Raw genomic sequence first — 11,771 nt, 5'->3', positions numbered from 1 at the left:
CAACGCGCACGCGGAGCGGGGCCGGACGCCCGCGCCGGATGGAGGGTGGGGTCCGGGTCGCCGGGTGGCGCGTGCGGGACGGTCATGGACCGCGGCACGGCCGGAGGGGTTCACCACGGTCACCTGCCGCTGCCGATCGCCCGGCCGGGCCCGGCGCGCCGTCCACGGCGCCGGCCCGGGGTTCGCGCGGTGACCGGCGCGGCCGCTCAGTCCAGGCCCGGGACGGGAGCGCCGAAGGGCACACCGGCGTCGAGGTAGCCGGCGTAGAACTCCTTCCACGACGCGCCCGGCCCGGTGTGCGGGCCCTCGAAACGCTCGTCGCGCGCCCTGGCGTCGAGGGCGGCGAGGCACACCTCCCAGCCGGCGCCGTTGCGGGCGGCGGTGTTCGCCTCGGCGAGGACGTTGGTGAGGGTGAAACGGGTGCGCTGGGGGCCGAGGGCTTCCAGGTCGAAGCGGAGTTCGTCGCCGCCCCACTCGAAGGACAGGTGCCGGGGCGGGTCCACGGCGAGCATCCGGCCGGTGAACTCGGGCACGTTCGGGTCGCCGCTGAAGCGGATGGTGGTGCCGGGGCGCAGCTCCATCTCGGCGCGGAAGGGGAACCACTGCTGGAGTTCGCCGGGATCGGTGACGAAGTGCCAGACGCGGTCCACCGGATGGTCGTAGGTGCGGCTGAACCGGACGGCGGCCCGGCCGTCGTCCAGGGTCAGGAAGGTGCCGGTGAGGTCGACGGGCATGGTGCTTCAGTCCTTCGGTGGCGGGGGGTGCGGGGTCTCGTCCGACGTCTCGTCGAGGCGCCGGCCCAGGGTGTCGAGGCTGCGGTTCCACAGCCTGCGGTAGGGCTCCAGCCAGGCGTCGAGGGCCGCGATGGGTGCCGGGTCGAGGGCGTAGACGCGGCGCTGCGCGTCCTGTCTGACCCGGACCAGGCCGGCGTCGCGGAGCACCTTCAGATGCTTGGAGGTGCCGGGCTGGCTCAGCCCGCACGCTGCGACGATCTCACCGACGGGCCGGGGCCGTTCCAGCAGGAGCGCGACGATGGCCCGTCGATGCGGGTCGGCCAGGGCGGACCAGAGCGCTGCGTCGGACATGCTGCGAATATGCCAGTGCGGTTATATGCCTGTCAAAGAATGCGCGCCGAATGTGCGCCGGGGCACCGAAAGCCCTCAGCGAAACGTTGTCGTTTCGCTGAGGGTGGTCTACTCTCGATGTGTACGAAACAGTTTCGTTTAACGGCTGTTCGCGGACGACTTCCCTGGAGTGGTTCCCCATGTCACAGAAGACCCTTGCCGAAGGCTCCCGAGCAGGAGCCGGCGCGATCGAACACGGCGGAGCGGCCTCACCGAAGCGGTGGTGGATCCTCGGGGTCATCGCCCTCGCCCAGCTGATGGTCGTGCTCGACGCCACGATCGTGAACATCGCCCTGCCGTCCGCCCAGAGCGACCTCGGCTTCTCCGACGGCAACCGGCAGTGGATCGTGACGGCGTACGCCCTCGCCTTCGCCTCCCTGCTGCTGCTCGGCGGCCGGATCGCCGACCTCTTCGGCCGCAAGCCCGCCTTCCTCGTCGGTGTCGTCGGTTTCGCCGCGGCCTCCGCGCTCGGCGGCGCCGCGAACGGCTTCACCATGCTGGTCGTCGCCCGCGCCCTGCAGGGTGCCTTCGGCGCACTGCTCGCGCCCGCCGCGCTGTCCCTGCTCAACACCACGTTCACCAACGCCCGGGAACGGGCCCGTGCCTTCAGCGTGTACGGCGCTATCGCCGGCGCCGGCGGTGCCGTGGGACTGCTGCTCGGCGGTGTGCTGACCGACGCGCTGGACTGGCGCTGGACGCTGTACGTGAACGTGGTCATCGCGGTCGCCGCCTTCGCGGGCGGCTGGATCCTGCTCGGCAACCACCGCGACGCGCAGAACGCCAAGCTGGACGTGCCGGGCACGGTCCTCGTGGCCGCCGGTCTGTTCTCCCTGGTCTACGGCTTCTCCAACGCGGAGACCCACCCTTGGGGGTCGCCGCTGACCTGGGGCTTCCTGATCGCGGGCGGTGTGCTGCTGGCGGCCTTCGCCGGGTGGCAGACCCGGGCCGCGCATCCGCTGCTGCCGCTGCGGATCCTCCTCGACCGGGACCGCGCGGCCTCCTTCCTCGCGGTGCTGATCACCGGCGCGGGGATGTTCGGCGTGTTCCTCTTCCTGACCTACTACCTCCAGCTCAACCTCGGCTTCAGCCCGACGAAGACCGGCGTGGCGTTCCTGCCGATGGTCGGCGCGCTGATGGTGACGGCACAGGTCGGCACCACGGTCCTGGTGCCCCGCCTCGGCCCCAAGGCGGTCATCCCGCTGGGCTTCGCGATCGCCACGGCCGGCATGGCCTGGCTGACCGGTATCGGCCTCGGCTCGCACTACCCGAGCGCGGTGCTGCCCCAGCTGATCGTGATCGGCGTGGGCCTGGGCCTGGTCATGCCGCCGGCCATGCAGCTGGCCACCGGCGGGGTCGCGGCCGAGGACGCGGGCGTGGCCTCCGCGACCGTCAACGCGATGCAGCAGGTGGGCGGTTCGATCGGCACGGCTCTGCTGAACACGCTCGCGGCGAGCGCCGCCACCGACTACCTGTCCGGCCGGGACGCCACCAGCAAGCTGGTACGGGCCCAGGCGACGATCGAGAGCTACACCACCGCCTTCTGGTGGTCGGCGGGTTTCTTCGCCGCCGGCGCGCTGCTCGCGTTCCTCCTCTACCGGCGCGGCGTGCCGCAGCAGGACGCCGCGGCCGCACCGGTCGTCCACATGTGACGACACCGCCCGTCCAGGCCCGAGGGGCCGCCGTCAGCAGGGAGACGGCGGCCCCTCGCCCTGTGCCGACGGAGGCACGCAGGGAGCACGGATGTGCCGGAGCGGGCCGCTCACCCGCTGCGACCGGCACCGGTGCCCCGGTCGCCGCCAGGACGAACCGCGCCGAGACCCGCGTGGGCGAGCCCGGTGGCAGGCCGGGGTGGCCGCGGTGGCCGCGGGGTGGTCCCCGGCGGGACGCTTGAGACGGCGCCGGCGGGTAACTCTGCTGATCAGGAACATGGCGGCGAAAGGAGAAGTCATGTCCGGCGAGGAAGACGAGAGGGACACGAAGGAACAGTTCGACACGGCCCTGCAGGAGGTGCTGCGGGAGGTCGAGGAGGCCGAGAAGCGTGACGAGGACACGACCGGCGACGGCAAGGCCGGGGACGCCACCACCCCGAACACCTCGGCACAGGAGCAGGCGGACGGGGAGTGAGGGGGCCGGAAGGATCACGTAGACATCGATACCTTCCCTGCGTGCGGGTACCCGAGCTCCATGAACGAGCACCCGCGAGGCCCCCGGCTGCCCCGGCCCCGAGGCCCCCTGTCGGCCGCGGTCGCCGCGTATCTGCGCGGCACCGGCACCCTCCCCCACCCCGCCGAGGCGGAGGCGGCTGATCCCTACGGCGACGACGCGCAACTCGCCCTGTACCTGTGCTACGAACTGCACTACCGGGGCTTCGCCGGCGTCGGCCCGGAGTTCGAGTGGGACCCCGATCTGCTGCGTGTCCGCGCCGCGCTGGAGCGCCGTTTCCTGTCCGCGCTGCGCGCCGACACGCCGGGCCACGACAGCCTCGACGACGCACTTGCCCCGCTCCTGGTCGAACCGGTCGAGGGGACGGGAGTCACTCACTTCCTGTCCGCCGACGGCGAGCTGTGGCATGTGCGCGAGTACGCCGCCCAGCGTTCCCTGTACCACCTGAAGGAGGCCGATCCGCACGCCTGGGTGCTGCCGAGGCTGTGGGGCCGGGCGAAGGCGGCGATGGCGGCGGTGGAGTTCGACGAGTTCGGCGGCGGCCGCCCCGAGCGGGTGCACGCCCGGCTGTTCGCCGAGCTGATGACCGACCTCGGCCTCGACACCGCCTACGGCCGCTATCTGGACGCGGCCCGCGCGGAGATGCTGGCCGTCGTCAACCTGATGTCCCTGTTCGGCCTGCACCGCGAGCTGCGCGGCGCGCTCGTGGGCCATTTCGCCGAGGTGGAGATCACCTCCTCGCCGGGTTCCCGCCGGCTGGCCCAGGCCATGCGCCGCACCGGTGCGGGACCCGCCGCGGAGTTCTTCTACGACGAGCACGTCGAGGCGGACGCGGTCCACGAACAGGTCGTACGCCATGACGTGATCGGCGGGCTGCTCGCCGAGGAACCGGAACTGGCGGCGGACGTGGCCTTCGGGATCGACGCGACGGAGTACCTGGAGGACCGGCTGGCGCGCCGGCTGCTCGCCGACTGGCGTGCCGGACGCTCGTCCCTGCGCACACCGCTGGAGCCGGAGGTGCGCGCCATACATCCTGATGGGCCGGGTACTCGCCAGGCGTGATCGCTTTGGTACTTCCGGGCGTGTACGCCCCACAGGACGACACCCAACTGCTGGCCGAGTCCCTCCGCGAGGAAGCTCTGGCGCCCGGTGCCCGCGTACTGGACGTCGGCACGGGCAGCGGGGCGCTGGCCCTTGAGGCGGCCCGGCACGGCGCCGAGGTGACCGCGGTGGACGTGTCCCGGCTGGCGGTGTGGACCGCACGGATGAACGCCTGGCTGACCCGGCTTCCGGTACGGATCCGGCGCGGCAACCTCTTCGGACCGGTCCGGGGCCACACCTACGACCTCATCCTGGCGAACCCGCCCTATGTCCCGGCGCCCGAAGCCGGACGCGGGCCGCGCGGCCGGTCCCGGGCCTGGGACGCGGGCCGTGACGGGCGGCTGCTGCTGGACCGGATCTGCCGCGACGCCCCCACGTTGCTGCGCACCGGAGGCGTACTGCTGATCGTGCACTCCTCGCTCAGCGACCCGGACCGCACGCTCGCACTACTGCGCGCCGCCGGACTGAAGGCGGCGGTGGTCCGCCGCCGCTGGGTCCCCTTCGGCCCGGTGCTGCGCTCGCGGGAGGACTGGCTGCGCCGGCGCGGTCTTCTCGCAGCGGCCGCGCACAGGGAGGAACTGGTGGTGATCCGTGCCGAACGAACCCGCTGACCGGGCCCGCCGGATCAGCGTCCGGCGACAGGGGCCGATGCTGGTCGAGGGGCCGGTGGAGGTCGAGTTGGAGGACGGCACCACGGTGTCCTCGGACCGTTTCCGCGTCGCTCTGTGTACCTGCCGGCGCAGTCGCCGCTACCCCTGGTGCGACACGAGTCACCGGCGCAAGAGCAAGGACACCGGTTGAAACCGGTTGTTTTTCGCCGCTCCCCGGGAAGGGCCCCCCACGGGCCCACCCGGGGAGCGGCTGTGTGCCCGGATACCGGCGGGCGGCCCCACTCCGCCCGTCGGCTCCGGTACGAGATCGCAGGTTCCCCGCTCCAGGGGCCGCACTCCCCGGTTGCGGACCTGTTTCCGGCGTGTGCGGAGCTCCGTGCGATCCCGGTCTCAGAAGGCGAAGACGCCGCCGCCGACGGTGTCCCGCATGCAGGTGTTGCCGAAGGTGCGCTCGTAGGAGACGCGCTTGCCCTGCCAGACGCCCTGGACGGTGACGACGACCGGGTCGTACAGCTTGGTGCACCACACGTCGCCGCTCGGTTTCAGGGCGTCGAAGTCGCCGCCGGTGCCGCGCAGTGCGGCGCAGGCCTGGACGGCGGCCGGGTGGGTGCCCGAAGCCGTGGGGGCGCAGGTCAGGGTGACGGCGCGCTCAGGGGTGGCCGTGGCCGCGTCGCTGCCGTGTCCGGTGGTGAGTACCAGCGCAGACGGGGCGTAGAGCGACGACGGGGCGGCGCCCGGTGCAGCGACGGCGGCCCCGGTCAGGGGTCCGCAAACGGCGGCGGCCGTGAGGCCGAAGGCCGCTGCCCAGCGCGCGGTGTTCCGCATTGTGTGCATCCTTCCGCTCGAATAGACGGGTGCCCGCTCCCGGCCCGGTGGGCGCCGGAGCGGCGTGCGCCACTCTGCCGACTCCGGCGTCGAAACTCACATCGAACACATGGGTTTCGGTAACATTTCGTGTTGAAGCAGTGGCGTGAAGTCACGGAATCACCACACCGCGACCCCGGAACTGTGCGGGTTCCGCACCCCACGACGCGCCAGATGGCTGAAAGACACCTCTTCGTTAATCGGCCTGAAACATTCCGGCTCTGCCCTCGGCGAACCCCTTCGTGACCCCTTGTGTTCATGAAACGATCAGCGTAATCCTCATTACATGATTACAAGTGAGCAGCAAGAGGAACTGCGCGGCTGGTTCGCCGGCCGCCTGCCGGAGGGTCTCTTCACAGAAGTGGTCGAGGTGACCGCCGACCGTGAGGAGATCACCGTGATCGGCCGCATCCCCGAGCCCCGACCGGCCGAGCGCGCCTCGGACGCCGAACGGGGGGCCGCCCTGCGCGGCAGGATCCAGGAGTTCCGGGAGCGGACCCGCGAGAGCCGGATGGAGGTGGCCCGCGAGGCCGAGCACCTGTACCGCCGGAAGGTCTCCTGGGGCGTGGAGTGCGGCCCGGAGCGCGCCCTGTTCACGCACGTGGCCGCGCCGGTGATGACCCGGCTGCGCCAGCCGGAGCGTCAGGTCCTGGACACGCTCATCGCGGGAGGTGTCGCCCGCAGCCGCAGCGACGCCCTCGCCTGGTGCGTGCGCCTGGTCCAGCGCCACACCGACGACTGGCTGACCGAGCTGCGCGAGTCACTGGAACACGTGCAGCGGGTACGGGCGCAGGGACCGGACGCGGAGGAGGTGGCCGATTCCCCGGGCGGTGACGGCGAAGCCTGATGACTCGCCGTGCGGCAGGAGCCGTTGCCGAGGGCGTACCGTCGGCAGGCCATCCCCGGCAGCCCCCCGCCGGCCCGCGCAGCACCGCACAGCGCAACACCGCACAGCGCAGCACCGCACCCGTGCAGCACCGCACTCGTGCAGCACCGCATACGTCTACGGACTGGGGCTGGACGGGCAGGCCGGCGTCGAAGACGTCGTCCGGTGCGTGCTGGCGGAGTCGGACCTGACCCTCGCCCTGTCCGGGCACACCGGCCCGGGCACGGTGACGGCGGCGGACCTGGTCGAGGACCGGACCTGACCGAGCGAGCCGGCGGAGCGGCGGCTCCCTGAGGAGCGCGGCGCTGTGCCGACAGCGGCTACCGCAGCCTGGGCGCGGACTACCGCACCCGGCTCGCAGCCGGCGGCTGCCACGCGGTCCCACGGCGGATTGCCGCACCGCCGGCGCACCCGGCCCTGGTGCTGCGACCGGAAAGGTTCACCGGCTCGCGACGCCCGGGGCACCTCGCCGCGTTGTCGCATCACCCGAGTACATCCCGTACGCGGGCGACGCTCCGCCTTGCGAGGCTCCCCCACTGCCTGAAGGGCGTGGGAGGTGCCCCCAGCACCGGACGCCGCGAGCTATGCGGCACACCTTTCCGGTCACAGCACTAGGTACGCCGTTCCGGCACCGCGGCCGGCCGGGCCGAGGACCCACCCGTGCCGGCGATGGAGAGCGAGCCGGGGCTCGCCGAGGACGCATCGGTCACCCAGCGCTGGCCGGCGGAGCGGTCCCGGACCTTGACCACGAGATCGGCGCCCGCGGTGTCGGCGGTGGCCGCGACGGCGAGCGTCCGGTCCCACCGGGGCAGCAACTCGCCCTGCACGGTGACGTCGTAGCGCACGTCGTCGCCCCGCTTCGAGCCGGCCTCGGCGCAGGTGCCGAGGATCACCACTCCGGCGTCGGCGTGCGAGTCCAGGCACAGCCCCGAGTCGGCCGCGCTGCGCAGCAGCCCGTCGGCGTCGTACATCCACTGCTGGGTGGGCGCCGAGGAGCAGACGGCGAGGACCACGCCCGCCCCGGCCTTCGGTGTGCCCTCGATGTCCAGGCACAGGCCGGCGGCGGCGTTGCGCAGTCGCACGGGGCGGCCGGCGGCGGGAAGTCCCGCGGTGCCGGGGGCCGTGCCGGCGGGCGTCGGGGACCGGCCTGCGGCGGTGCCGGGGACGGCACTGGTGGAGGCGACCGGGTCGGTGCCGTCACCGCCGTACGGCCACACGCTGATCGCGAGGACGGTCGCGAGAAGTCCCGCCGAGGCCACGCCGACTCCGGTGAGCAGGGACCGGGAGGACCAGGCGGCGCCGGGGACCCGGGCGAGCGGCCCGGGGTCGCCGCCGCGCTGCCGGCCGCGGGATCCCGGGATCCGGGTCCGCGGCTCGCCGTCGCCGCGCCGCCGGGTGCCGGACCGGCCGGTGCGGGTGAAGAGGCCGGGTTTGTCCCCGCCGCGCCGGCGTCCGCCGGAGCGGCGGGAGCGAGCGGGGCCCTGGCGGCGGCCGGGGCGCGAGTCGAGGTAGCGGCGGGCGCCCCAGCCGAGCACGGCCTCGGCGAGCAGCAGACCCAACGCGGCGTCGGTGTGGCCCAGTTGCTCGGCCGCGTGCCGGCAGTAGGCACAGCCGGACAGATGCTCCTGGACGTCGGGCAGCAGGGCGCCGCCACGGCGGATCGGAACGTCGAGCAGACGGTTGTAGTAGCGGCATTCCTTGCCGGGGGCGAGTTCCCGGTGGGCGCGTACCAGGCCCTCCCGGAATTTCTCGCGCGCCTGTTCCAACGCGACCGCCGCGCTCTCGATGTCGACACCGAGCAGTCCCGCGGGAACGGTTATCGGCTCGGCCTCGACCTCGATGTGCCACAACAGCGCCTGCTCCAGCCGGGGAAGGGCGTGAAATGAGCGGTCGGACAGGGCGCGGTTTTCCGGTATCAGGGTCTTCGCGGCGCGCATACCGCGGCCCCCGGCGGGTTTCCCGAGTCCGGGCAGCACGGCGGTGATCCGGTCGGTGCCGGACCAGTTGACGACCGTGTCCCGGACCGCCACGAGCAGCCGGGGGCGCAGCGCCTCGGCCCCCTCGCCGAGCGCGAGCCGGCCGAGGACCTGGTGGAAGGCGGAGGCGGTGACCATGTGGGCGAGCGGCCCGGACAGGGCCAGGCAGACCACGGCGTAGTCCTGCGCAGGCTGCCAGTGCCGGGACATCAGCAGGGCGGCGGACCGGGAGGCCTCCGCGTCGGAGCCGGCCCGCAGCGGGCCGGCGAGGGACTCGTCGGACTCCCCCGGGTCGCCGCCCGGCGGCGGAAAGGGAGGACGAGGAGGGTGGGGGGTGGACACTGAGCGGATTCCTTTGGTGCGGGTCATGCGTGCTGCGAGGGTGCGTACCGTTGCGGCGCGTGGGAAGGGAAATGGACCGGTGGTCGGCCGGTGACGTTCCGCAACTGCCGGAAGAACCCCGGACTTTACCCCCCGCACGGGCCTTTCAACCCTTGCACAACTTCCACACGAGCAACAAGGCACCCGCACAACATAGGCAGTTTTGAAGGAAAGTCAGAATCCGGGACCAGTGAGCTCCTCCCCCACCTCGCCTTTCGCTATTTTCATGCGCCCCGTGTGAAACGGGCGCTCACACCACGTGCCCGCGCACGCTTCCGGCGGGTGCGGTCCGGTAGTGGACTGGGGCAGGCCTCCTCGGCATGCCCCGCGAGACCGGCCGCCGGCCCCGCTCTCCCCCCTCGGCCGCCGGCCCCGTTCCTCCTGCCCCGGCCGGCGGCCCCCGGCGGCTTCCCCCGCCGGCCGGGGCGGGCCGACCGGGGAAGCGGCTCAGATCTGCCAGGACCGCAGCCGGTCGGCCGCACCGTACACGTCGGTCTTGCCGGAGATCAGATCGCGGGCGAGGTCCACGAGGGCGCCGTAGGGCGGGTCGATGCCGACGCCGCTGACGAACATGTAGGCCACGGCGGTCGCACAGGCGAAGCGGGCGTTGGCCGCGGGCAGTGGCTTGAGCAGGGCGAGGGTGTGCAGCAGGGCGGCGGCCCGCCACGCGGGATCGGAGTCCACGCCGAGCCGGGGCGGGTCCACGCGGTGCCGGGCGACGGCGGCGACCAGCGCGGAGAAGTCGTCGACCGCGGGCTGGTCGGGCAGGACCTCCTCGTGGCGCTGGAGCAGCCAGGGGACGTCGATGTGGATGACGGAGGGCATGCGTCAGGCGGCCTCGTCCTTCGCGGGGGTCTCGTCGTCGGGGAAGGCCGCCGCGAACTCCTCGGCGTGCGTGGCGAAGAACTGCCGGAAGGCTTCGGCGCCCTCCTGCAGGGCTCGGTGCCGGGCTATGTCAGCGGCCGCGGCCTCACGCACGAGGGCCTTCATCGACGTACCGCGCTCCTTGGCGATCTGCCTCAGGTCCTCGAGTTCCCGTTCGCTGAACTCCACATTGAGAGCTGGCATGCCCATCACGGTACCGCGAGGGTACTTACCCGTAAATACCGCCAGGTCAGAAGCCTTTCTCACCGGTACCAGCACGGTCGGAGAGCCATGTCCGATTCCCGCCGGTCAGCCGGCGCCCGAAGCAGCAGACTCGGCAGCACGGACGAAACCACACCAGAGGCAAGGAGCACCCGATGCACACGCGCAGCGTCCACACCGTCCACCCGAGCCCGCTCGGCGATCTGGTGCTGACCGGCTCCCTCTCACCGGCCGGCCTCCTGCTCACCTCACTCGTGATGCCGGGGCGGCGCGGCGCGGCGGCCGTCCGCGCCGAGGACCGCGACGACGCTCCGTTCGCCGAGGCGCACCGGCAGCTGGACGCCTATTTCGCGGGCCGCCGGACCCACTTCGAGCTGCCGCTCGCCGCCACCGGCACCCCCTTCCGGCGGGCGGTGTGGCAGACCCTCGAGGACGTCCCGTACGGCACGACGACCACGTACGGCGAACTGACCGACCGGCTGGGCGTGCCGCGCGCCGAACTCCGCGCCGTGGGCGCGGCCCTCGGCGCCAATCCCCTGTTGCTCGTCCGCCCCTGCCACCGGGTGATCGGCGCGGACGGCTCGATGCGCGGGGACGCGGGCGGAGTCGAGCGCAAGCTGTGGCTGCTCACGCACGAGGGCGCCCTGCAGCCGACGCTGGTGTGAAGGAGCCAGGCATGACGTTCACCCCCGCCGAGGCCCGGCGCCGGGTGGCCCGCACGGACTGGACCGCGCTCGCGGCCGAACTGGACGAGTACGGCGGCGCCTGCACCGGTCCACTGCTCTCCCCCGCCGAGTGCGCCGGTCCGGCCGCGCTGTACGACGAGCCGCACCTGTTCCGTACCACCGTCGACCTGGCCCGGCACCGGTTCGGCTCCGGCGAGTACCGCTACTTCACCCACGGCCTGCCCGCCCCGGTGGCCGCGCTGCGCGCCGCGCTCTACCCCCGTCTGCTGCCGGTCGCCCGGGACTGGGCGGCCCGTCTGGACCGCCCGGCGCCCTGGCCCCACGCCGGCAGGCGGAAGGCGAGCCGGTACCAGCCGAGGCCGCCCGGGAAGAAGCCGGTGCCGCCGGTGGTGCCGTGGTCGGTGGTGGGGGTCTGCTCGGTGATCCAGTCGTGCGGCACGGCGACCTCGCGCCAGACCGGGTCGTCGTAGCCGGGATCGGCGGCCCGCGCGTGGGCGCCGGTCGGGTCGGTGATGCCGACCCGCAGCGGCACGACGTGGCGTCCGCCGGCACCGAGGGGCGCATCGGCGGCGTCGGCGGACATCGCCGCCGTCATGCTCAGCAGCGCTCCGGCCGGGTGTGGCGGTGGCGGCGACCAGAACCGATCGGCGAGCGACCGTCCTGGCGGCTCTCCCTCATCAGGGCCCAGAAATACTCACAACTGATCGTGAACAAACGGATTCTGACGGGTGGCCACGCGCGACCGTCAAGGGTCCGGACGCCGGCGACCGTGTCGACCGCGCGCGTCGTCCGGAGTTCGTCTTTGACCGTGTCCGACCGATCGGCCAGGCGCAGGACGCACCTGGTTCGCCGGGGGTCCCGAAGCACTACGCTGGAACACGAGAGGTGCCACC

General features: G+C 72.9%; 13 protein-coding genes and 3 pseudogenes. 9 read left to right on the top strand and 7 right to left on the bottom strand.

Translation table 11 applies throughout. The annotated features are described in order from the left end of the window. Positions 1 to 206 precede the first annotated feature (206 nt). Both ABZ919_RS33520 and ABZ919_RS33515 read right to left on the bottom strand, forming a co-directional pair. Positions 207 to 734: an SRPBCC family protein gene (locus ABZ919_RS33520; RefSeq protein ID WP_361255332.1), complete on the bottom strand. Its 528-nt coding sequence runs from the start codon at positions 732 to 734 to the stop codon at positions 207 to 209. Between the two features lie 6 nt (positions 735 to 740). Continuing rightward, on the bottom strand, positions 741 to 1,085 hold the full coding sequence (locus tag ABZ919_RS33515) for a metalloregulator ArsR/SmtB family transcription factor (RefSeq protein ID WP_361255330.1): 345 nt from the start codon (positions 1,083 to 1,085) through the stop codon (positions 741 to 743). A 179-nt stretch (positions 1,086 to 1,264) separates the two neighbouring features. Between ABZ919_RS33515 and ABZ919_RS33510 the strand changes: the two genes are divergently transcribed. From ABZ919_RS33510 to ABZ919_RS33490, 5 genes are all read left to right on the top strand, one after another. Then, positions 1,265 to 2,773: an MFS transporter gene (locus ABZ919_RS33510; protein WP_361255327.1), complete on the top strand. Its 1,509-nt coding sequence runs from the start codon at positions 1,265 to 1,267 to the stop codon at positions 2,771 to 2,773. A 298-nt stretch (positions 2,774 to 3,071) separates the two neighbouring features. Beyond that, the gene (locus tag ABZ919_RS33505) at positions 3,072 to 3,248 is read left to right on the top strand and encodes a hypothetical protein (protein ID WP_361255325.1); all 177 of its coding nucleotides are present in this window, start codon (positions 3,072 to 3,074) and stop codon (positions 3,246 to 3,248) included. A gap of 60 nt (positions 3,249 to 3,308) precedes the next feature. Then, positions 3,309 to 4,349 (top strand): iron-containing redox enzyme family protein, encoded by a 1,041-nt coding sequence (locus ABZ919_RS33500; RefSeq protein WP_361255322.1) that lies wholly within the window; start codon positions 3,309 to 3,311, stop codon positions 4,347 to 4,349. Continuing rightward, positions 4,346 to 4,999, top strand: coding sequence for a HemK2/MTQ2 family protein methyltransferase (locus ABZ919_RS33495; protein WP_361255319.1), 654 nt, complete (start codon positions 4,346 to 4,348; stop codon positions 4,997 to 4,999). Before ABZ919_RS33500 ends, ABZ919_RS33495 begins: the two co-directional genes overlap by 4 nt. Then, entirely contained in the window at positions 4,980 to 5,189 is a 210-nt protein-coding gene (locus ABZ919_RS33490) for a CDGSH iron-sulfur domain-containing protein (RefSeq protein WP_361255317.1), read from the top strand. Before ABZ919_RS33495 ends, ABZ919_RS33490 begins: the two co-directional genes overlap by 20 nt. A 200-nt stretch (positions 5,190 to 5,389) precedes the next feature. On the opposite strand, the gene ABZ919_RS33485 is transcribed toward ABZ919_RS33490, so the two are convergent. Further along, entirely contained in the window at positions 5,390 to 5,824 is a 435-nt protein-coding gene (locus ABZ919_RS33485; RefSeq protein WP_361255314.1) for a subtilase-type protease inhibitor, read from the bottom strand. A gap of 325 nt (positions 5,825 to 6,149) precedes the next feature. Here ABZ919_RS33485 and ABZ919_RS33480 point away from each other — a divergent pair, with 325 nt between their 5' ends. Both ABZ919_RS33480 and ABZ919_RS33475 read left to right on the top strand, forming a co-directional pair. Next, entirely contained in the window at positions 6,150 to 6,710 is a 561-nt protein-coding gene (locus tag ABZ919_RS33480; protein WP_361255311.1) for a hypothetical protein, read from the top strand. A 151-nt stretch (positions 6,711 to 6,861) separates the two neighbouring features. Then, positions 6,862 to 7,011 (top strand): annotated as a pseudogene (locus tag ABZ919_RS33475) (alpha-hydroxy-acid oxidizing protein); the annotation flags it as partial. A gap of 349 nt (positions 7,012 to 7,360) precedes the next feature. Here the strand turns inward: ABZ919_RS33475 and ABZ919_RS33470 are convergent. The 3 genes from ABZ919_RS33470 to ABZ919_RS33460 all read right to left on the bottom strand — a co-directional run bounded on the left by ABZ919_RS33470 (position 7,361) and on the right by ABZ919_RS33460 (position 10,174). Then, positions 7,361 to 9,067, bottom strand: a complete 1,707-nt coding sequence (locus ABZ919_RS33470; protein ID WP_361255308.1) for an RICIN domain-containing protein — start codon at positions 9,065 to 9,067, stop codon at positions 7,361 to 7,363. A 486-nt stretch (positions 9,068 to 9,553) separates the two neighbouring features. Beyond that, a complete protein-coding gene (locus tag ABZ919_RS33465) occupies positions 9,554 to 9,931 on the bottom strand; it encodes a toxin Doc (protein ID WP_142219268.1) in 378 nt (125 codons plus the stop codon). 3 nt (positions 9,932 to 9,934) lie between these two features. Beyond that, positions 9,935 to 10,174, bottom strand: coding sequence for a hypothetical protein (locus tag ABZ919_RS33460; protein WP_361255303.1), 240 nt, complete (start codon positions 10,172 to 10,174; stop codon positions 9,935 to 9,937). A 173-nt stretch (positions 10,175 to 10,347) separates the two neighbouring features. On the opposite strand from ABZ919_RS33460, the gene ABZ919_RS33455 reads away from it, so the two are divergent. Both ABZ919_RS33455 and ABZ919_RS33450 read left to right on the top strand, forming a co-directional pair. Next, positions 10,348 to 10,857, top strand: a complete 510-nt coding sequence (locus ABZ919_RS33455) for a methylated-DNA--[protein]-cysteine S-methyltransferase (RefSeq protein ID WP_361255301.1) — start codon at positions 10,348 to 10,350, stop codon at positions 10,855 to 10,857. A gap of 11 nt (positions 10,858 to 10,868) precedes the next feature. Further along, positions 10,869 to 11,198 (top strand): annotated as a pseudogene (locus tag ABZ919_RS33450) (2OG-Fe(II) oxygenase); the annotation flags it as partial. Positions 11,199 to 11,203: 5 nt separating this feature from the next. Here ABZ919_RS33450 and ABZ919_RS33445 read toward each other — a convergent pair. Next, positions 11,204 to 11,516 (bottom strand): annotated as a pseudogene (locus tag ABZ919_RS33445) (beta-galactosidase); the annotation flags it as partial. Positions 11,517 to 11,771 lie beyond the last annotated feature (255 nt).

Source organism: Streptomyces sp. NPDC046759 (assembly GCF_040645475.1).
Taxonomy (GTDB): Bacteria; Actinomycetota; Actinomycetes; order Streptomycetales; family Streptomycetaceae; genus Streptomyces.
Note: the sequence above shows the minus strand (reverse complement) of the source record. Positions and strands in the feature narration are given on the sequence as shown.

Coding starts and splice junctions, on each gene's coding strand:
- ABZ919_RS33480 (WP_361255311.1), top strand. CDS start 6,150: ATGATTACAAGTGAGCAGCAAGAGGAACTGCGCGGCTGGTTCGCCGGC.
- ABZ919_RS33510 (WP_361255327.1), top strand. CDS start 1,265: ATGTCACAGAAGACCCTTGCCGAAGGCTCCCGAGCAGGAGCCGGCGCG.
- ABZ919_RS33465 (WP_142219268.1), bottom strand. CDS start 9,931: ATGCCCTCCGTCATCCACATCGACGTCCCCTGGCTGCTCCAGCGCCAC.
- ABZ919_RS33515 (WP_361255330.1), bottom strand. CDS start 1,085: ATGTCCGACGCAGCGCTCTGGTCCGCCCTGGCCGACCCGCATCGACGG.
- ABZ919_RS33505 (WP_361255325.1), top strand. CDS start 3,072: ATGTCCGGCGAGGAAGACGAGAGGGACACGAAGGAACAGTTCGACACG.
- ABZ919_RS33460 (WP_361255303.1), bottom strand. CDS start 10,174: ATGCCAGCTCTCAATGTGGAGTTCAGCGAACGGGAACTCGAGGACCTG.
- ABZ919_RS33500 (WP_361255322.1), top strand. CDS start 3,309: ATGAACGAGCACCCGCGAGGCCCCCGGCTGCCCCGGCCCCGAGGCCCC.
- ABZ919_RS33520 (WP_361255332.1), bottom strand. CDS start 734: ATGCCCGTCGACCTCACCGGCACCTTCCTGACCCTGGACGACGGCCGG.
- ABZ919_RS33455 (WP_361255301.1), top strand. CDS start 10,348: ATGCACACGCGCAGCGTCCACACCGTCCACCCGAGCCCGCTCGGCGAT.
- ABZ919_RS33485 (WP_361255314.1), bottom strand. CDS start 5,824: ATGCGGAACACCGCGCGCTGGGCAGCGGCCTTCGGCCTCACGGCCGCC.